The organism is Intrasporangium sp. (assembly GCF_035688975.1).
Classification (GTDB): Bacteria; Actinomycetota; Actinomycetes; order Actinomycetales; family Dermatophilaceae; genus CALMNV01.
Map to the genome: position 1 here is coordinate 1 of NZ_DASSMH010000033.1, position 20,827 is coordinate 20,827.

At 72.4% G+C, this 20,827-nt stretch carries 13 protein-coding genes; 12 read left to right on the top strand and 1 reads right to left on the bottom strand.

The window, feature by feature from the left end; translation table 11 throughout:
- From VFJ94_RS03530 to VFJ94_RS03585, 12 genes are all read left to right on the top strand, one after another.
- Positions 1 to 788 (top strand): alpha/beta hydrolase (locus VFJ94_RS03530; RefSeq protein WP_325002807.1); only part of this gene is annotated, 788 nt, incomplete at its 5' end.
- A 2-nt stretch (positions 789 to 790) separates the two neighbouring features.
- Positions 791 to 2,305, top strand: coding sequence for a SpoIIE family protein phosphatase (locus VFJ94_RS03535; protein ID WP_325002808.1), 1,515 nt, complete (start codon positions 791 to 793; stop codon positions 2,303 to 2,305).
- A gap of 46 nt (positions 2,306 to 2,351) precedes the next feature.
- Positions 2,352 to 3,194: an SDR family oxidoreductase gene (locus VFJ94_RS03540; RefSeq protein ID WP_325002809.1), complete on the top strand. Its 843-nt coding sequence runs from the start codon at positions 2,352 to 2,354 to the stop codon at positions 3,192 to 3,194.
- Positions 3,195 to 3,300: 106 nt separating this feature from the next.
- The gene (locus VFJ94_RS03545; protein WP_325002810.1) at positions 3,301 to 5,256 is read left to right on the top strand and encodes a FlgD immunoglobulin-like domain containing protein; all 1,956 of its coding nucleotides are present in this window, start codon (positions 3,301 to 3,303) and stop codon (positions 5,254 to 5,256) included.
- A gap of 15 nt (positions 5,257 to 5,271) precedes the next feature.
- Positions 5,272 to 10,350: a hypothetical protein gene (locus VFJ94_RS03550; protein ID WP_325002811.1), complete on the top strand. Its 5,079-nt coding sequence runs from the start codon at positions 5,272 to 5,274 to the stop codon at positions 10,348 to 10,350.
- Between the two features lie 8 nt (positions 10,351 to 10,358).
- Positions 10,359 to 10,967 carry a hypothetical protein gene (locus VFJ94_RS03555; RefSeq protein WP_325002812.1) on the top strand — a complete coding sequence of 203 codons (609 nt, stop codon included), beginning with the start codon at positions 10,359 to 10,361 and terminating at the stop codon, positions 10,965 to 10,967.
- A 186-nt stretch (positions 10,968 to 11,153) separates the two neighbouring features.
- Positions 11,154 to 12,371: an alpha-hydroxy acid oxidase gene (locus VFJ94_RS03560; RefSeq protein WP_325002813.1), complete on the top strand. Its 1,218-nt coding sequence runs from the start codon at positions 11,154 to 11,156 to the stop codon at positions 12,369 to 12,371.
- Between the two features lie 14 nt (positions 12,372 to 12,385).
- Positions 12,386 to 13,393: an acetamidase/formamidase family protein gene (locus tag VFJ94_RS03565; RefSeq protein WP_325002814.1), complete on the top strand. Its 1,008-nt coding sequence runs from the start codon at positions 12,386 to 12,388 to the stop codon at positions 13,391 to 13,393.
- A 43-nt stretch (positions 13,394 to 13,436) separates the two neighbouring features.
- Positions 13,437 to 14,195 (top strand): SDR family oxidoreductase, encoded by a 759-nt coding sequence (locus VFJ94_RS03570; protein ID WP_325002815.1) that lies wholly within the window; start codon positions 13,437 to 13,439, stop codon positions 14,193 to 14,195.
- A gap of 206 nt (positions 14,196 to 14,401) precedes the next feature.
- Positions 14,402 to 15,178, top strand: coding sequence for an alpha/beta fold hydrolase (locus tag VFJ94_RS03575; RefSeq protein WP_325002816.1), 777 nt, complete (start codon positions 14,402 to 14,404; stop codon positions 15,176 to 15,178).
- A complete protein-coding gene (gene dusB, locus VFJ94_RS03580; protein ID WP_325002817.1) occupies positions 15,171 to 16,409 on the top strand; it encodes a tRNA dihydrouridine synthase DusB in 1,239 nt (412 codons plus the stop codon). Before VFJ94_RS03575 ends, dusB begins: the two co-directional genes overlap by 8 nt.
- A 1-nt stretch (position 16,410) precedes the next feature.
- A complete protein-coding gene (locus tag VFJ94_RS03585) occupies positions 16,411 to 17,049 on the top strand; it encodes a YdeI/OmpD-associated family protein (RefSeq protein ID WP_325002818.1) in 639 nt (212 codons plus the stop codon).
- Between the two features lie 256 nt (positions 17,050 to 17,305).
- Here VFJ94_RS03585 and VFJ94_RS03590 read toward each other — a convergent pair whose 3' ends face one another.
- On the bottom strand, positions 17,306 to 20,293 hold the full coding sequence (locus VFJ94_RS03590; protein ID WP_325002819.1) for an Ig-like domain-containing protein: 2,988 nt from the start codon (positions 20,291 to 20,293) through the stop codon (positions 17,306 to 17,308).
- Positions 20,294 to 20,827 lie beyond the last annotated feature (534 nt).

A 20,827-nucleotide genomic window follows, 5' to 3' on the forward strand; every position in this document is an offset into this window, starting at 1 on the left:
CCAGGCACAACGTGCACGTCACCGGGCGGGCGGACGGCCCGCCCATGGTGTTCGCGCACGGCTTCGGCTGTGACCAGGGCATGTGGCGCTACGTCGCGCCGGCCTTCGAGCGGAGCCACCGGGTCGTGCTCTTCGACCACGTCGGCGCGGGAGGCTCGGACCTCACGGCCTACGACCCGGCGAGGTACGCCCGGCTCGAGGGGTATGCCGCCGACGTCGTGGAGATCCTCGAGGCGCTGGAGCTGCCGCCGGTCGTGTTCGTCGGCCACTCGGTGAGCGCGATGATCGGTGCCCTCGCCGCCGCGCAGCGCCCGGACCTGTTCGACCGGCTCGTCATGGTCGGGCCCAGCCCGCGCTACGTCGATGACGAGGGCTACGTGGGTGGCTTCCGGGCGGAGGAGATCGGCGAGCTCCTCGAGACGATGGACGGCAACTACCTCGGTTGGTCCGAGCACATCGCCCCGCTCATCATGGGTCGGCCGGACCGGCCGGAGCTGGGACAGGAGCTGGCGAGCAGCTTCTGCCGCACCGACCCCGACATCGCCCGCGGGTTCGCCCGCACGACGTTCCTGTCGGACAACCGGGCCGACCTCGAGCGCGTGCGGACCCCGGCTCTCGTCGTGCAGTGCCGGGAGGATGTCATCGCGCCCGTCGAGGTGGGCACCTACGTGCACGAGCACCTTGCCGACAGCGAGCTCGTCGTCATCGACGCGACGGGGCACTGCCCCAACCTCAGCGCACCGGACGAGCTGGTCGGCGCCATGACGCGTTACCTGACCGCCGTGTGAGCGTGGCGGATCCCGACAGCAGGTGGGAGACGGCGCCGTGCGGCCTGGTCGTCCTCCGCGCCGACGGCACGGTGGTTGACGGCAACCGCACCTTCCTGTCCCTGCTCGGGCGCCCGCGCGATGACGTCGTGGCGCGGGTCAGGTTCAGCGACCTGCTCTCGGTCGGCGGCCGGATCTACTGGGAGACCCACCTCTCGCCGCTCCTGCTCGTCGAGGGACGGGTGGAGGAGATCGCCTTGGAGCTCAGGGGTCCGGGGGGACGCCGGCCGGTGCTCGTGACGGCCGAGCTGCGGGCGTCGCCCGCTGGGGACCAGGAGATCCACGTGGCGGTCTCGAGCGCGACCGAACGCGCGCGCTACGAGCACGAGCTGCGGGCTGCGCGCACCTCGGCGCAGCGCAGTGCGGCACACCTGCGCCTCCTGCAGGAGGCGACGGCCGCGCTGTCGCAGGCGCTCGGGGTCACCGCCGTCGCCGACGCGCTGGTGGCCGCGGCCCGCGGCTCGCTCGGCGCCGCGTCGGCGACGGTGTGGCTCGCCGACGCCGATCAGCGCCTCGTCCCGCACCGCGGAGACGTCGCCGGGGCGGGTGAGCCACCGGTCGAGGTCAGGGCAGGCGGCATGGCCGTCGAGGAGCCCGACCGGGTCGTCATCCCGCTCCAGGGCCAGTCCCGGCTCCAGGGCGCGCTCGTCGTCGTGGCCCGCGAAGGAGCCGGCGACGAGCCCCTCGACCCCGACGTGCTCACGGCGGTCGGTCAGCAGGCCGGGCTCGCCCTCGACCGAGCACGCCTCTACGAGCAGAGCGCGACCGTCGCCCACGAGCTGCAGCACGCGCTTCTCGACGTCGAGCCGCCCGTCGACGACCGGTTCACGGTCGCGGCCGCCTACCGACCGGGGGTGGAGATGCTCTCCATCGGCGGGGACTGGTACGACGTCTTCGGCGACGGCGACCGGCTGCTCCACCTCGGGGTGGGCGACGTCGTCGGCCGCGGGCTGACCGCCGCCACCGCCATGGGGCAGCTGCGCACCGCCGTGCGGGTGCTCGCCGGCCCCGACCTGGGTCCGGCTGACCTGCTCGCCCGCCTCGACGGCTTCGTCGACCGGGTCGACGCGGCTCAGATGGCCACCCTCGCGTATGCCGAGCTCGACCTCGGCACGGGCGTCGTACGCTTCGCCTGCGCGGGCCACCCGCCGCCCGTGCTGCTCCCATCGGACGGACCGCCGCGACTGCTGTGGCAGGGCCGCTCGGCACCGCTCGGTGCCTACCTCGACCCGCACGTGCGCGAGGAGGGCCACCTGCAGCTTGCGCCCGGTGACCGCCTCCTGCTCTACACCGACGGTCTCGTCGAGCGGCGCGACCGCGACTGGGACGAGGGGCTGCACCTCCTCGTCGCGGCGGCCACCGCAGCGCAGGCCGCGCCACCGGCCGAGGCGGTCCGGTCGCTCATGGCGGCGCTGCTCGAGGACGAGTCGGCTCGCGACGACGTGTGCGTCCTCCTGCTCGCCTGGTCCGGCTGCTGAACCAGGCCGCGGGAAGAAACCGCCGGGACCCCGCGGTTTGCCCCACATGAGGATCGCCGTGACGGGAGCGACGGGCCGGCTCGGCAGCCGGGTGGCGCAGCGGCTGGCAACCGCAGGTGTGGACCTGAGGCTCCTCGTGCGCGACCCCGCTCGGGCGCCCCGACTGCCGGGTGCCGCGGTGGCGCGGGCCTCCTACGCCGACGGTGCGGCGGCGCGCGCCGCGCTCGCGGGCACGCCGGTCGTCTTCATGGTCTCGGCCGCAGAGACCCCGGACCGGGTGGACCAGCACCGGACCTTCGTCGACGCCGCGGTCGCAGCCGGTGTGGAGCACGTCGTCTACGTCTCCTTCCTCGGGGCCGGCCCGGACGCCACCTTCACCTTGGCGCGCGACCACTGGGCCACCGAGGCGCACATCCGGGCCAGCGGCCTGGCGTTCACCTTCCTCCGGGACAGCCTGTATGCCGACTTCCTCCCGCAGATGGTCGGTCCCGACGGCGTGCTGCGCGGTCCCGCAGGGCAGGGACGGGTCGCGGTCGTCGCGCAGGACGACATCGCCGACCTCGCCGCCGCGGTGCTGCGGGATCCCGCGCGACACGCCGGCGCAACCCATGACGTGACCGGCCCCGAGGCGCTGACCCTCGACGAGGTGGCCGACGTGATGAGCCGGGCCACCGGCCGCCCCGTGAGCTACCACGCGGAGACCGTGGACGAGGCCTACCGCTCGCGCGCGGCATACGGTGCACCCGCATGGCAGGTCGACGCGTGGGTGTCGACGTACACCGCCATCGCCGCCGGCGAGCTGGCTGCGGTCAGCGACGCCGTGCCGCGGATCACCGGTCACCCGGCCACCCCGCTCGCGGAGGTACTCGCCCGCGCGCCCGCCGGCTGAGGAGCGCAGCCAGCGAGGGGCCACCCGCCGACAGGGGCCAGCCGACCCTCAAGGAACCCCCAAGGTGCGTGCGTCACGGTTGCCCCGGAGAAAGGCTGGGGGGGCCATGGGTATTCGCGTGCTCGTCGGATGGAAGCTGCGTGGCCGGACCGCGTGTCGGGTGGTCCGGGCCGTGGGGGTGGTGGTCGCCCTCGGCATCGCGGTGCCGGGCGCCCCGGCGGTCGCCCTGGAGGCGGTGGCCTTTGTCAGCCTGTCGCCGACCTCTCCCGGCCGCGACCCCCTGCCGGTGATGACCGGCACCGCGCCCGCCGGCTCGTCCGTGACGGTCTACTCCGACGTGGACTGCCTGGCGGACGCGACCGCGGCCCCGGTGACGGCCTCGGACACCGGCGGTTTCGTCGTGACCCTGACCACCGACCCGGCTCGGCCGACGACGTCCTACTACGGCAAGGCGATCGCCTCCGACGGCACGGAGACGCCGTGCTCCTTCCTCACCACGTACGAGCTCGACACCGTGGCCCCGGCCGCTCCCACGCTGCGCCTGGGCAACCCCGGCCCGGCGAACGCCAACAGCGTGCAGCTCCTCGTCGGCGCCGAGGCGGGCGCGGTGCTGCGCTTCTACCGCAACGACGCGACCTGCGCCACCCCCTTCGACGTCGTCGATGTCGCGGACCTGCCGCCCGAGGGCCTTTCGGCAACCGTCCCGGACAACAGCGTCACGACGTTCGGCGTCACGGCCACCGACCGAGCCGGCAACGCGTCGGCGTGCTCCTTCGCCACGTACACGGAGGACTCGGCCTCCAGGACCCCCCGGGCCCCCGACCTCGCGCCGGCGAGCGACACCGGTGACTCCAACGTCGACGACCTCACCAGCGTCACCCTCCCGACCTTCATCGGGGACGTCGGCTCCGTCGACCCGTCGTCGACCGTCGTGCTCTTCGCCGACGGCGTCGAGGTCGGGCGCGGGCAGGCCGACGCGGACGGCGGCTACGCCGTCACGGCGACCGTCGCCTTCACGTCGGGCATCTCGGCCGTCACGGCGCGTGCGACCGACCCCCTCGGCAATGTCAGCGCCCTCTCGGCCCCGCTCTTCGTCGAGGTCGACGCCTCCTCGCCGGTCTGGCAGGTGGACCTCAACACCGACACCGGCTACATCTCGCCCAACGGCGACGGACGCCTTGACACCCTGGACGTCACCCTGCGGCTCAGCAAGGTGATGCGCTGGACGTGGCGACTGGAGGATGCGGCCGGCTCGGTGCGGTACTCCGCGAGCGGGGACAGCAACGTCGCCCAGGTCAGCTGGGCCGGCCGGGACCAGGCGGGCCTCATGCTGCCGAACGCCCTCTACACCTGGCACTTCTCCGGGACCGACCGGGCCGGCAACGTCTACACCGACTTCATCAACGACGCCGTCCGGCTCGACACCGTCGCGCCCGGTGTGACCACCTCGGTCAGCCCGACCGCCTTCAACCCGACAACCGCCAGCACTCGCCTGACGGTCAAGATCTCAGCCGCGCGGGCAGACGAGGACGTCTTCGTCACCGTCGCCGTCGTCAACGCGGCCGGCACCTCCGTGCGCAACCTGCCGCCGCAGACCAGCACCGGGCCGAAGACCCTGTACTTCCCCTGGGACGGCCGAGACACCGCGGGCAGGGTGCTGGCCTCCGGCTCCTACACGTTCGTCACCCGCGCCGTCGACCCCGGCAAGACGGCCACGACGAACCTCCTCTCGGTCCGCATCGACACCATCGCACCGCGCATCGGCACGGTGACCGCGACGCCGAACCCGTTCAAGCCCGGCGTCTCGAGCCCGGTCATCGCCGTGCCGGTGAGCGAGGCCTCGACGGTGACCGTGGACATCCTGAGCCAAGCCGGAGTGCTCCTGCGCAGGCTCCCGTCGAAGACCGCCACGGGCGCCGTCACGGTCAAGTTCACCTGGGACGGCCGCAAGACGTCCAGCACCGGCGCCTTCGTCGGCAAGGGCCTCTACGAGGTGAGGGTCCGTGCCGTGGACTGGGCGAAGAACAGCTCCGTCCGCTCTACCTGGATCGAGGCCAGCTGAATGCCTGGGTATGCCGTGACTCTCTCGTCCCTCGCCTCGCCCAGCGGTCGGCGCGCCCCGGGAGGCCGGGCGCGCGCCGCCCTGCGCGTGGTCCTGCTCGTCGGCGCGCTTGCGACGGCACAGGCCGTCGGCACCGCGCTGCTGGTCCGGGCGGCGCGGTCCGGGGCAGACCCCGCCACGGTGGGCGGTCCGGTGCCGTGGCTGCTCGAGGCGGCCCTCGGGATCCCGGTCTGCACGCTGGTGGTGGTGCTCGCCTGCACCGCCGCCCGGCGACTCTCGGCACGCCGCGGTGGCGCGGCCGCGGTCGTCTACGCCTCCTTGGCGGGCGCCGTGGGCCAGGCGCTGGCCACGCTGCACGCGCACCTGGCGCACCACATGCTCCTCGTCGTCACCCTGCCCCCGGTTCCGGCTGCGCTGCGAGCCGTGCCGGCGCGCCTGCCCGCGCCGGCCGCGGCCACGACCGCCGCAGCGGCCGGGCACGGCCACGGCGGCCACGGCGGCCAGCCGGTGCAGGCGGCCGAGACGCTCGTGACGAGCGGCGGCAACGTCCCGGGCACCGCCACCTGGGCGCACCTCGGCAATGCCCTGCCGGACGCTGCACTCACGCTCGCGGCGGCGTTCCTCCTGCTCGTCACGCTCGGCGCCGTCAGGACGATGCTCGGGGCCCAGCGGCAGTCTCCCGTCAGCCGGCCGTGGGCCGGTACGCGGTCCGCCGCGCCCCGCCGACGGCTGACCGGCGTGGTGCTGTGCACGGGGCTCGTGTCCAGCTCTCTCGCCCTCGGCGCTGTCCCTGCCGCGTCCGCCGCCACCGCCGCGTCGACGGCGACGTGCACGTCGCAGACAGCCCAGCGCCGCTACGACGTGGTCGCGATCTCCGTCGCGATCCCGTACAACCGCTGGGGCGACGTCGTGCCGAGCGGTCTCATGTACGCCCTGCGCCAGGACCGGGCGGCATACGAGAACTGGTCCCGTCCGCTCGCGGCCGACCCGACGGCCGACCCAGCAGGCAACCGGCGGCTGCGACCCCGGCCGCTCGTGCTGCGCGCCAACGCCGGCGAGTGCATCGAGGTCAAGCTCACCAACGAGATCTTCGGGGGTGGGGAAGAGACCGGCGTCCCCGACGGCCGGGTGTCGATGCACGCCAACGGGGTGGCCTACGACGCCCAGGACGGGGACGGCGGGTCGGTCGGGTTCAACGACGACACGACGGTCGGCCCCGGGCAGAGCACGACGATGCTGTGGACCGCCCCCGGCAAGGAGGGCATGTTCCTGATCGAGGACCGGGGCGTGCCGATCGAGGGCGAGGCCGACGGCGGCGCCAAGTCGCAGGGCCTCTTCGGAGCGCTGGTCGTCGAGCCCTCCGGCTCGGTCTGGACCGACCCGACCAGCGGGGCGCCGCTCTACACCGGGACGAGCGGCCAGAGCGGGGAGCTCTACATCGCGGCGGACATCAAGCCGCCGACCGGCAACGCCTTCCGCGAGGCCGTGCAGATCGCGCAGGACGAGATCCCGAGCGTCGGCTTCGGGTTCAACTACGGCAGCGAGCCGGCACGCAACCGCAGCGGCGCGGGCCGCTGCGGCGACTGCATCGGGGAGGAGACGTCCCTCTCCTCGTGGGTCTACGGAGACCCCGCCCTCGTCAAGCTCGCGAGCGGCCCCGGGCCGTGGCTGCCCACCCCTGGTGGCGACAAGGAGGACTGCGGCCTGCCGGAGTCGTGCTACACCTCCAACGTCGTGCACAGCTACGTGGGCGACCCCACGAAGATCCGCTTCGCCCTGGCCGGCGTCAAGGAGACGCACGTCTTCCACATGCACGCCCACCAGTGGCTGGCTGAGCCGCACGACGTCGGAACCGCCGGGACCAACCCCACGACTCCCGGTGCCGGAAAGAAGCCCGAGTCGACCACGATCGACTCCCAGACGTTCGGTCCGGGGGAGGCCTTCACCGCGGACCTGCTCTTCGGCTCCGGGTCCAAGAGCGGCACCATCGGCGACTCCATCTTCCACTGCCACCTCTACCCGCACTTCGCCGACGGGTTCTGGGCGCTCTACCGGACCCACGACGTCTACGAGGACGGCACGGGACGCACTCCCGACGGCGTCGGCGTGCGGCAGCTGCAGACGCTGCCCGGTCGCGCGTCGCTGCCGGCGCCCACCGCGTCGAACCCCGGCTACCCGAGGTTCATCCCCGGGGTCGTCGGCTGGCGCCCGCCGCAGCCTCCCGGCGGCGTCACCGAGGGCGGGCCCTCGGGTGCCCCGGCCGTGCGAATGGCGGGTGGCAGGCCCGTCGACCCGGACAAGGTCGCCGTGGAGGCGCAGGTCCAGCAGAAGCGCTACGGCACCGCGGCGCCGAAGCCCGGGGCGCCGCTGGGCGACCCGTGCCCGCCCGGGGCGCGGCAGGTCACCTACAACGTCTCCGCGATCCAGCGCGACATCGTCTACAACGAGGCGGGAGAGCACGATCCGCAAGGGCGGCTGCTCGTCCTCGACAAGGACGTCGACGCCGTCCTTGCCGGGACCAAGCCTGCCGAACCGTTCTTCTTCCGCGCCAACGCAGGCGACTGCATCAACTACAACCTGACCAACCGACTACCGAACTGGGTCGGTGACGACGCGTTCCTCAAGCTGCAGCAGACCAACCTCATCGCCGAGCACATCCACCTCGTCAAGTTCGACGTCCTCGGCAGCGACGGGTCCACCAACGGGTGGAACTACAACCAGGCCGCGTTCACCAAGGACCAGGCCGACTTCAACGCCCGGCTGCGCGCCGGCACCCAGAGCTGCACCGACACCGACTGCCGCTTGCCCGACCCCACGAGCTGGAACCCGGCGACCGCCGGTGCGCCGATGGGCCAGACGCTCCACGAGCGGTGGTATGCCGACTACGAGCTGCGCACCGTCTTCACCCACGACCACCACTTCGCGGCCGTGGCCCAGAACCGGGGCTTCTACGGCGCGCTGGTCATCGAGCCGGCCGGCTTCGACGCCCGGGACCCCAAGACCGGCCGGTACCTGCAACCGGTGAACTCCACCTCGCACGGCACCGTATGCGGGTCCAGCTGCGAGGGGGGCGCTGCCGGTACGGCCGTGGACATGATCGGCCCCGGGACCGCGGACGACTTCCGGGACTTCGGGCTGGCCGTGGCCGATTTCGTCTCCCTGACGAAGAAGGGCGGAGACTCTCGAACGGCGGCCGGGACCGTCAACGCCCCGGAGGTCCCGGAGGAGTTCCCCGACGACGACCCGGGGACCATGAGCGTCAACTACCGCAACGCGCCGCTGCGCCTGAGGCAGACCTTCAACGGCACCAAGGTGGACCCGGCATACGTCTTCAGCTCCACGACGTGGGGGGACCCGCAGACGCCCATCCTGCAGGCCTACTCGGGCGACAACGTCCGCACGCGGCTCATCCAGGGCTCGCAGGAGGAGCAGCACGTCATCACGATCCACGGCATGCGCTGGCGACAGGAGCCGGACGACCCGCAGTCGCCCTACGTCTCCTCCCAGGCGGTCGGGGTCTCGGACGCCTTCAACTTCGAGACGCCGAGGGTGACGTGCGGCTCGCTCGAGGCGGAGAAGCGCTGCCGCGGGGACTTCATCTACACCGGAAGCGCCACCGACGACGTCTACGAGGGGATGTGGGGCATCCTCCGGCTCCACGACAAGAAGCAGCCCAACCTGCTGCCCCTGCCCGACAACGTGCCGACCCGCAGCTTCACGACGGCGCTCTCGTCCTTCGGCCGGGTGCCGCGGCCCTCGACCCTGACGTTGCCGCTTCCCGCCGCCAACCCGGGGAACCCGTGCCCGTCCACGGCGCCGAAGCGCACGTACTCGGTGGTGGCCATGAACCGGCCGCTCACCTACGACGCGGCCGGGGACAACGACCCCTACGGGCTGATGTACGTCACGGCCGCCGACGAGGCCGCCGTCCGCTCCGGCGCGAAGAAGGCGGAGCCGCTGACCATCCGGGCCAACGCGGGTGACTGCGTCGAGGTGACCTTGACCAACAAGCTGGACAAGAGCTTCCTCGGGCACGGTGGGACGGCGGACGGCGATCCTGCGCTCCCCACGGAGTCCGGCAGCACCCCCGCCGGGCTGCGCGTGTCGCTACACCCGCAGCTGCTGAGCTATGACGTGCGTGGTTCCGACGGCGCGACGGTGGGCGTCAACGACGACCAGACCGTGGCCCCCGGCACCTCCCGGAAGTACCTCTGGTATGCCGCGTCGGTGCCCGTGGGCGAGCTCGGGGCGGCCAACCTGCTGGACTACGGCGACGTCCGGGGTCACCGGCACCACGGCCTCTTCGGCGGCATCGTCGTCGAGCCCGCCGGGTCGACCTGGCACGACCCGGTGACCGGCGCCCAGCTCGGCCCCTTCCCGGCGGGCACGCCGAACAAGGCCGGCGCCGCGGCCGACATCCGGCGCTCCACGGGCACGAGCTTCCGTGAGTTCGGCGTCTACTTCCAGGACGGACTCAACCTGCGGCAGGCCGACGGGACACCGATCCCGGACAAGCCGGACCACCCGCCGGTCCCCGGCGAGGCACCATCGTTGCTCGACTACGAGGACCGCGGGCAGAAGGGGTTCAACTACCGCAGCGCGATGCTCTCGCACCGCATGGGGCCGTCCCTCGATCCGTCGCTGCCCGACACGCTGGCGGACCGGATGGCGGGAGTCTTCAGCTCCCAGCGCCACGGCGACCCCGACACGCCCATCCTGCGGGCCTACGCCGGTGACCAGGTGCGGGTGCGTGTCCTGCAGGGAGCGGACAAGCCACGGCAGCACTCCTTCGCCGTCAGCGGCCACTCGTGGATGAGGCAGCCCGGGGACCCGGGGTCCGACCTCGTCGGCGCCCAGGGCGGGTTCAGCGTCGGGCGGGCCCTCAACGTCGAGCTGAACGGCGGCGCGAGCTCGGCGGCGGGCGACTTCCGCTACGGGTGTCTCGTCGGGTTCCACCACCAGAGCGGCGGCCTCTGGGGCATCCTGCGGATCTATCCGCGTCCGCCAGCGGGGTCGGCGCCGACGCCTCTCACGGGCAAGGACGACCCTCGTGCCGGTGGTCACCCGATCCAGACCCTCCCTGGATCCGTCTGATGGGGCACGTGGGCCACCCCATGGGCCGGGTCCTCGGGAGCGGCAGGGCGGCCGGCGGTGCGCGCATCACGCCCCGCGAGACGCTCCTCATGGCGGTGTGCGTGCTCGCTGTGCTCGGCGCTGGGCTGTGGGGTCTCGCCCGAAGGGACGACTCGGCGGGGCCGGCAGCCGGCGTCGCGGGCGTCGTGGAGGTCCCCGGGGGCCTGCTGCGGGTGGAGGCGGTGGTGCCCTACGACCCGGGGAAGCTGCATTCCGGCATGCAGCAGACGAGCGGGTCGGCGGCCATGCCCGGCATGGCGCCGCCGATGGATCCCGACCCCGTGGCTGCAGGGAAGCGGCGCTTCTCCGTCCGCGTCGGCCTCACCGCGACCGAGTCCCAGGGCGTGCGGCTCAGCGCGTCCTCGTTCACCGTGAGCGGGGGAGGAGTTGCTCCCACGCCGCCGCGCTCTGACCAGCTCGGGATCTCCCTGGTCCCCCAGGGAGCCTCCACGAGCGGGGAGCTCACCTTCGAGGTTCCGGCGTCGGCGCGCAGCCTGTCGCTCGCCTTCGTCGGCGGCCGGGAGGCGCTTCCGCTCGAGCTGCCCGAGGCGCCCCAGCCCGCGCCGCCCACGAAGTAGCCCCCTGCCCGCCCCGCACGCCCCGCCTCGTCGAGTGGCCAGTTCCGCACGCCCCGCCCCGTCGAGTGGCCAGTTCCGCACGGTAGGCCCGGTGCACAACTGGCCACTCGACCGGGCGCGAGCCGCGCCTCAGCGCCCGCGGAGCGCATCCTCGCGCGCCACGCGGACGTCGTGTAGAACACGGGGATGACTGTCCGACACTGGCCGCGTTGGACCGAGCTCGCGCCCCTGTTGCAGCCAAGGGCCCTGTCGCTGCACCCTGCCGAGCGCCGGCTGGCGGGCGTCGCGTCCATCCCGGACCTGCGCCTGCTGGCTCGCCGCCGTGCCCCCCGTGCGGTCTTCGACTACACCGACGGCGCCGCCGGTGCCGAGCTCAGCCTGCGCCGCTCGCGGGAGTCCTACGCCCGGGTGGAGTTCACTCCGAGCGTGCTGCGGGACGTCTCGTCGGTGGACGCATCCACCACCATCCTCGGCCGGCCCGCTTCCCTGCCGCTGGCCTTTGCCCCCACTGGCTTCACCCGGATGATGCACACGGAAGGAGAACCGGCCGTCGCCCGCGTGGCCGCCCGCACCGGCATACCCTATGCGCTCTCGACCATGGGCACGACCTCCATCGAGAGGCTCGCCGCGGCCGCCCCCGACGGGCGGCGGTGGTTCCAGCTCTACCTGTGGCGCGACCGGGCGGCGAGCCGCGACTTCGTCGCCCGGGCGCGGGAGTCCGGCTACGAGGCACTGGTCCTCACCGTCGACACGCCGGTCGCGGGCCCTCGGCTGCGCGACGTCCGCAACGGCCTGACCATCCCGCCGTCGCTCTCCCTGCGGACCCTCGCGGAGGGCGCGCTGCACCCCGCCTGGTGGTTCGACCTGCTGACGACCGACCCACTCGAGTTCGCGTCACTGCGTCGCTCCGGCGGGACCGTCGCGGAGCTCGTCGGTCGGATCTTCGATCCGGCGGCGACGGTGGAGGACCTGCGCTGGCTCCGGTCCGCCTGGGTCGGACCGCTCGTCGTCAAGGGTGTCCAGACCGTCGCCGATGCCCGCGCCGTCGTCGACGTCGGCGCCGACGCGGTCATCGTCTCCAACCATGGTGGGCGCCAGCTCGACCGCGCGCCGACGCCCCTGGAGGTGCTTCCCGCCGTCGTCGACGCCGTCGGGGACCGCGCGGAGGTCTACGTCGACGGCGGCATCCTCTCGGGGGCTGACGTCGTCGCCGCGGTCGCGCTGGGCGCGCGAGCGGCGCTGGTGGGCCGGGCGTACCTCTACGGACTCATGGCCGGCGGGGAGCGAGGCGTGCAGCGGGCCGCGGACATCCTTCGGGCCGAGGTCATCGGCACCTTGGCGCTCCTCGGGGTGACCCGGGTGGGTGACTTGAACCGCGACCATGTGCGGCTGCGTCAGGCCTGAGATAGTTTCCGGCCATGGACGTCATCGAGTACACGCCCACCCGTGAGCAGTACGTGTACACCTTTGGTGGCGCGGCGCCCGCGATGCGGATCACCCCAGGCACCGCACTACGGCTGTGGTCCGACGACGCCTTCGGTGGTGCGCTGCGCAGCGTCGACGACCTGTCGAGCGCGAAGGTGGACCTGAGGTTCGTCAACCCGCAGACGGGGCCGTTCTACGTCGAGGGCGCCGAGCCGGGTGACACGCTGGCGCTCCACCTCGTGGCCCTGGAACCGGCCCGCGACTGGGGCGCCTCCGCAGCGATCCCCTTCTTCGGCGGGATGACGAGCACCGACCGGGTGGTCACCCTGCAGGAGCCGCTGCCCGACACCACGTGGATCTACGAGCTCGACCGTGACCGCAACACCGTCGCGTTCGCGGCGCGGCACAGCGAGCACCGCATCGAGCTGCCCGTCGAGCCGATGCTCGGCACCGTTGGCGTGGCGCCCGCCGGGGGCGAGGTGCGGTCCTCCCTCGTGCCCGACCGCTTCGGCGGCAACATGGACACCCCGCAGATGCGCGCCGGCTCGACTGTCTTCCTCGGCGTCAACGTCGAGGGCGCCCTCTTCTCCGTCGGAGACGGTCACTACCGCCAGGGCGAGGGGGAGGCGTGCGGCACCGCCGTGGAGGGCGCGATGACGACCACTCTCATCGTCGAGCTGATCAAGGGTGGAGGACCCGCCTGGCCACGCCTCGAGGACGACACGCACTGGATGACAGTGGGGTCGAGCCGACCGATGGAGGATTCGTGGCGCATCGGCAACGCCGAGCTCGTGCACTGGGTCGCCGGGCTCTATGGGCTGCATCCCATGGATGCCTACCAACTCTGCTCGCAGGTCGCCCAGGTCCCCGTCGCCAACGTCGTGGACGCCAACTACAGCGTCGTCGTCAAGGCGGCGAAGGCCCTGCTTCCAGCCGCGGACGCCTTCGGCGGCATCCACGCCGACCTACGAGCCCGGGCCCGCTCCCTGGGCGCCGTCTGAACCGCACGCGTCCACCCACGTTCCCGACCCTGGAAGGCCCCTCATGGATCTGCAACTGCACGGAACCCGCGTCCTCGTCACTGGAGGCACCCGTGGCATCGGCCGCGCCATCGTCGAGGCGTTTCTGGACGAAGGCGCCGTGGTCGGCTTCTGTGCCCGCCGCCCCGATGAGGTCACCGCGACCCAGGAGGCGCTGCGTGACCGCGGCACCGTTGTCGGAGCGGTGGTCGACGTCGGCGACGGGCCGGCGCTCGCCGGCTGGGTGGAACAGTCCGCGGCGGACTTCGGCGGGCTCGACGTCGTCGTCGCCAACGTGAGCGCCCTCGCCATCCCCGACACCGAGGAGAACTGGCAGACCAGCCTGAACGTCGACGTCATGCACACCGTGCGCCTCGTCCGGGCGGCCCTGCCGCACCTCGAGCGAAGCCCCGCCGCCTCGATCATCGCCATCTCCAGCGTGTCCGGACGCGAGTCTGACTTCGCTTCGGGTCCCTATGGAACGGCAAAGACCGCCATTGTCGGATACATCCACGGTCTGGCGATGCAGTTGGCGGGCAAGGGAATTCGCGCAAACACGGTGTCTCCAGGCAACACCTACTTCGAGGGGGGCGTCTGGGCGAGCATCGAGACAGGCGACCCGGCCCTCTACGCCACGGCCGTGGGCCTGAACCCCACCGGCCACATGGGCACGCCGGAGGAGGTTGCCGCCCCCGTTGTCTTCCTCGCCAGCCCCGTGGCCCGCCGGGTCAGCGGCACCAATCTGGTCGTCGACGGCGCGCTGACTCGCGGCATCCAGCTCTAGACCCGACCCGTCGAGTGGCCAGTTTGGTGCGCTGGCCCTGTGCGGAAGTGGCCTCTCGACGGGGGGCGGGCGTGCGCGGAAGTGGCCTCTCGACGGGGGGCGGGCCTGCGCGGAAGTGGCCTCTCGACGGGGGGCGAGCGGCGACGACGTGCGAGAGCGCGGTGGCGAGGTCGGTGGCGCTGACGAGGTGGCTCACCGCAGACATCGTGGCATCCTCAGGGGCGGAGGTGCTGGTGGTGGTGTCCGCGCAGGTGGTGCTCGTCCACGGGTCGCGACTGTCGAGCGCGCAGTGGGCGCCACAGCTGCCGCTGCTCACGCCGCACGTCGGGGTCATCCTCGTCGATCTGCCGGGGCACGGGGCCCGGGCGTCGGAGACGTTCACTCTCGCGCGCTGTGTCGAGGCCGTCGCCGAGGCCGTCCACGCCGCGCCGCCCGGTGCGCCGGTCGTGCTGCTCGGGCACTCGCTCGGGGGCTACGTGGCCATGGCGTATGCCGCGGAGCACGGAGCGACGCTGGCCGGGCTCGTGCTCGCTGGCTGCAGCGCGACCCCGACCGGCCCAGGCGCGGCGGCCTACCGCGCCGTCGCCGCGCTCACCGACCGGCTGGGACCCGAGCGCATGACGCGGATCAACAACCGGGTGCTGCGTCGCTTCTACCCGGCCGAGCGGATCGAGCCGGTCATCGCCGGCGGCTACTTCTTCGCCCCGACGGCGGCGGCGTGGCGCGAGGTGATGACGCACTGCCGGCCGTCGATGCTCACCGGTGTGCGGTGCCCGGTGCTGCTGCTCAACGGTCAGTACGACCAGTTCCGTTTCGGCGCAAGGGAGTTCCTGCGGACATGTCCGTCGGCGCGTGAGGAGATCATCCCGAGGGCGACGCACCTGTCCAACCTCGACCAGCCGGTCGCCTTCGCCGTGGCGGTGCTGCGTTTCGTCGATTCGGTCCAGAGCGGGGGAGCAGGGACAATCATCGGTGATGAGTGACGTCACGACCCTTCCGTCGGCACCCGCTGCGCCCCGGGCCAGCGGGAAGCCCGCGCTGCCGCCGCTGCGCATCGGTCGCCACGTCATCGGGTCGCCGGTCGTGCTCGCGCCGATGGCCGGGATCACCAACCGGGCGTTCCGGCGGCTATGCCGCGAGTCCGGCACCGAGGCGACCGCTGCGGGCGACGCCTCGGGGGCCACGTCGCTCTACGTCAGCGAGATGATCACCTCCCGCGCACTCGTCGAGCGCTCCCCGGAGTCCATGCGCCTCATCGAGCACGACCCGGACGAGAGCCCGCGCTCGATCCAGCTCTACAGCGTCGACCCGGCAACGGCTCGAGCGGCGGCCCGGATGCTGGTCCAGGAAGACCGGGCCGACCACATCGACCTCAACTTCGGCTGCCCGGTGCCCAAGGTGACGCGCAAGGGCGGTGGCTCAGCGTTGCCGTGGAAGCAGGACCTCTTCCGCGCCATCGTCGGCGCCGTCGTCGAGGAGGGCGCGAGGCGCGACGTCCCCGTGACGGTCAAGATGCGTAAGGGAATCGACGACACGCATCTGACATACCTCGAGGCCGGGCTCGTAGCCGAGGAGGAGGGTGTCGCGGCGGTCGCCCTGCACGGCCGCACAGCGGCGCAGGCGTATTCCGGCAATGCCGACTGGACGGCGATCCGCCTGCTCAAGGAGACGGTGACCTCGATCCCGGTCCTCGGCAACGGCGACGTCTGGTCGGCGGAGGACGCGCTTCGGATGGTCGCGGAGACAGGGTGCGACGGGGTCGTCGTCGGCCGCGGCTGTCTGGGCCGGCCGTGGCTCTTCACCGACCTCGCGGCGGCGTTCGCCGGCAGGGAAGCTCGGGCCACGCCCACGCTCGGGGACGTCGCCGACACGCTGCTCACGCACACGGCATACCTCGCGGACTTCTATGGCGAGGAGCAGCGGGCGTGCCGGGACATCCGCAAGCACATCGCTTGGTATCTCAAGGGATTCCCCGCCGGCTCGGCGATCCGCAACTCGCTCGCCCTGGTGGACTCCATGGCGACGCTGGAGGCGCTGCTCGCCACGCTCGACCGCGACACGCCGTGGCCGGGGAAGGCGGCGGAGGGGCAGCGTGGGCGTGCCGGCTCGCCGCGGGTCGTCGCCTTGCCTGACCGGTGGCTGGAGTCGAGGGAGCTCAGTGAGGAGCACCGGGCGACCATCGCCCAGGCCGAGCTGTCGGTGAGCGGGGGCTGACGTGCACCTCGGGGGGACGCCGGAGCGGCCGGCCACGTTCTTCGACGACTTAGCCGACTTTCGCGAGTGGCTCGAGTGCAACGCGGCCACGGCGAGCGAGCTGTGGATGGGCTTGCGCAAGAAGCATGTTCGCCCCCGCGGGCTGACGTGGGAGGATGCCGTCACGGAGGCGCTCCGCTTCGGCTGGATCGACTCGCAGGTGCAACGGATCGACGACGACGCCGTGCGGCAGCGGTGGACGCCGCGCAAGCCGGGCAGCACCTGGAGCCGCATCAACATCGAGGCCGTGGAGCGACTGCGGGCGGAGGGCCGGATGCGCCCGGAGGGCTTGGCGGCATACGCACGTCGTCGGGAGGACCGGTCGGCGATCTATGCCTACGAGCAGGGCGATCAGGTCTGGCCGGCGGAGTACGAGGCGCTGCTGCGGTCCGACGCCCGTGCGGCCTCCTTCTGGGACGGCGCCACGGCGTCCTATCGCAAGGTGTGCACCCACTGGGTGCTGTCCGCCAAGCAGCCGGCAACCCGAGACAAGCGGATGGCCGAGCTCGTCGAGGACTGCGCGGCCCTGCGGCTCATCAAGAGCCAGCGCTACGGGACCGAGCCGGGCTGGGTTGCGCGGCTGCGCACCGAGCTCGGCTGAGCCAAGGCGTGAGGATCGACCGAGCGCCAGCGAGGGAGAACCGGAGCGCCGGTTCGGCTCAGACGAGGACAGGCGCGGCTGAGCCAAGGCGTGAGGATCGACCGAGCGCCAGCGAGGGAGGACCGGAGCGCCGGTTCGGCTCAGACGAGGACAGGCGCGGCTGAGCCGGGGCGGCGGGAGACACGCGGGGGCAGCGGCGACGGCCCCGGACCGGTCATCGACCAGTCCGGGGCCGTCGGTTGCCCACCCGGCGTCGTCAGGCGCCGGTGGTGAAGCTCCACGCCGTGGTCGTCAGGGGGTTCCCGGCGATGTCACGGATGGCTGCCGTACCCCCGGTGAGGGTGGCCGTGAACCTCGTGTTGGCGGCCAGTGTCGCGGACGGGTTGAGCGTGACCGTCCTCGTGGTGGAGCTGTACGACACCACGGCCGTGATCAGCGCACCGGTGGAGGCGTTCCGCAGGGTCACCGTGGTGCCGCTGACGCCGGTCACGTTCTCGCTGAAGGTGGCCGTGATGTTCGCCACCCGGCTCACACCCAGGGCGCCGCTGGCGGGCGTCCGGGCCGTCACGGTCGGGGCCGGCCCGGTCGTGAAGGTCCAGCTGCTCGTGGCGAGCGGGTTGCCGGCCCCGTCGCGGATGGCGGTGGTGCCGCCGGTGAGCGTCGCGGTGTACCTCGTGTCGGCCACGAGTGACGCGGTCGGGTCGAGGGTGGCGACGCGGGTCGTGGAGTTGTAGGTCACCGTGGCGCCGATGAGGGTGCCGGCGGCGTTCCTCAGGGTGAAGGTGGTGCCGCTGACGCCGGTCACGTTCTCGCTGAAGGTGGCGGTGATGTTGCCGGTGAGGCTGACCGCCGTGGCGCCGGAGGCCGGCGTGCGGGTGGTGATGGTCGGCGGGGTCGTGTCCGCAGCAGCGGCCGTGGTGAACGACCAGGAGCTCGTCGCCAGCGGGTTGCCGGCGAGGTCGCGGATCGCGGTGCTGCCGCCGGTGAGGGTGGCGGTGTAGGTGGTGCTGTTAGCGAGTGCGGCGCTCGGGGTGAGGGTGGCGACCCGCGTGGTGGCGTCGTAGGTCACCGTCCCGCCGATGGCGGTGCCAGCGGCGTTCCTCAGGGTGAAGGTCGTGCCGCTGACGCCGGTCACGCTCTCGCTGAAGGTGGCGGTGGCCGTGCTGGCCGTGCTGACGCCCGTGGCGCCTGACGCCGGTGTGCGGGCCGTGACGGTCGGGGCCGTGGTGTCGGGGGGCGTCCCCGTGGTGAACGACCACGACGTGTCGGCGAGGGGGTTGCCAGCGCTGTCCCGGATGGCCGTGGCCCCTCCGGTGAGGGTCGCCGTGTATCCGGTGGTGCCGGCGAGCGACGCGGTCGGGTCGAGCGTGGCGACCCGGGTCGTGGCGTTGTAGGTGACCGTCGCGGGGACCGCGTTGCCGACCGCGTCCACGAGGGTGAAGGTCGTGCCGCTGACGCCGGTGACGGCCTCGCTGAAGGTAGCCGTGACGTTCGCCGTTGTGCTCACGCCGGTGGCCCCGTCAGCCGGCGCCCGGGTCGAGACGGTCGGGGCGACCGTGTCGACCGTCGTGAACGCCCACGTCGTGCCGGCGAAGGGGTTGCCGGAGCTGTCGGTGATCGCGTTGGACAGGGCGGCGGTGTAGCGCGTGCTGCCGGCGAGCGTGGCGCTGGGGTTCAGCGTGGCGCGCCTGGTCACCGCGTCGTAGGTCACCGTCGCCGGCACCTGGGCGCCGCTGGGGTCGTCGAGGACGAACGACGTCCCGTCGACACCACGGACGTTCTCCGAGAAGGTCACCGTCACGTCATTGAGCGTGGGCACGCCGGTGGCGTTCGGGGCCGGGGACTGCGAGGTGAGGGTCGGCGGCGTGGTGTCCGGGGGACCGATCCTCCAGGAGAAGGTGGCCGGTGCGCCGACGTTGCCTGCGGCGTCAGTCGCGCGCGTGTTGAAGGTGTAGTCGCCGTCGAGCTGCGCGTCATACGTGATCGGGGAGACGCAGGCGCTCCACGTCGCGTTGCTCGGGAGCAGCTGGCACTCGGACCTCGCGCCCGCCTCGGTCGTGAAGTTGAGGGTCGGGGTGTTGTCGGCCGAGGGGTTGGAGGGGAACGGCGAGACGATGGAGGACACCGGAGCCGTCGTGTCGACGGTGAAGGTCAGCGTCGTGGAGACGAGGAACTGCGGGACCGTGGGGTCGAGCGGCTGCCCGTTGGCGTCGAGCTGGTATGCCGGGTTGGGCGTGCGCACCTGCGCCCGGTGCGTGCCCGCAGCCAACGGAACCCCCGGGGCGATGCTGTAGGCACCGTTGAGGGTGGTCACCGAGGCGGCCGGTGTGGTCGAGCCGTCCAGCATGAGGTCCACCGAGACCTCGCTGGCGCCGACCCCAGGCACGGTGCCCGTGAAGGTGGGCGAGGTCGCGCTCGTGATGTTGTCGGTGCTGGACCGGCCGGTGTCACTGGCGGCCGTCAGGTCCGGCGTGGAGGGAGCGGCGTCGGGACCGTTGAAGATCAGGCCCTGCACCGTGAAGGTGTTGACCGTGAGGGTGTCGATGCCGGGCCCTCCAGCGTCGGGCCCCTCGATGATGACCGCGTTGACTCCCGACGGCGCGCCGGTGACGGTGCGCGAGGCGGTGATGTCGCCCAGCGTGCCGGGGGCGGCTCCGTCCTGCTTGAGGAAGCTCGGCGTGGATCCGACCTGGTAGTCGCCAAGGAATGCCGCTCCCACCGCGTCCCAGTCACAGGGGACGGCGGGGGTCGGGGCGCATACGCCGTCGTCGATCGTCTGCTTGATGAACCCGAGGGTCGGCACCTTCGGGTCCTGAGCGGCCACGAAGGTGTTGACGCCGTACGGGTGGGTGACCTTGTAGGTCTTGCCGGGTTGGAGACCGTTGATCAGGAACCGCAGCCGTCCGAAGCCGATCTGCTCTCCAGGCACTGCGGTCTCGCCGAGGTGGGCTGCCTCGAGGGCGGCTTCGTAGAGCCGCAGGTTTCCCCCGGCGGCCTCCGCGTTGAACCAGAACGACTCTCCGGGGAAGTTGTCAGGATACGAGGCCGGAGCGGTGGGGTCCGGGGGCTCGGCCAGGCACCCCGCTCCGGCCATGTAGCACAGCTGGAGCTTGGTCGTGCCGTCGGAGTACCACGTCGGGTAGCCGTTCTGGGAGTCGACCGGGCCTCGGCCCGCGACCGCTGCCTGGGCCGGGAGCGCCAGGAACGGTGCGGCCCCGATGGACGCCAGCGCGCTGACGGCCACGGGGACCAGCCAGCGGCGGAGCCGGCGTGGCGATGGAGCGCCGGCGCCTGGAGTGTCCCCCCCGTGGTGCCGGCTCATGCTTGTGCTCTGTGGTGGTGAGTCTCCTCGGCTCCCGCCTCGGCGCGAGCGGAATGCAGTAAGCATCGTGATCCCCCTTGATGTGGCGTGCCCGAAGGCGCCCCCTGCGCTCCGTGGACGGACTCCACGGACGCTCCCATCGTCGGCGAGGAGGACTAGTGCCATAACCCCCGCCCGTGGTGGCCCGCCATCCCCAATTTCGGGGGTTGGCTTTTCGACGCCCTTGAGCTCTCGTGAAGCGGGTCGTGACCCTACGGTCGCGGATTCGTTTGTGGCGCAGGCGAACTGGCCATGGGCGGGCACCGGTCGAGCGGCCAGGCGGGCGATCCGTCGACGTACTAGTACCAACGTCCCATTGTCGTCCAACCCGGGCTCTTGGAGCCTGAGGACGTCAGACACGATCGATCCGGGAGGAGACGCCACGTGCGCAGTCTCGTTGCCGTGGGGGGTCGCACA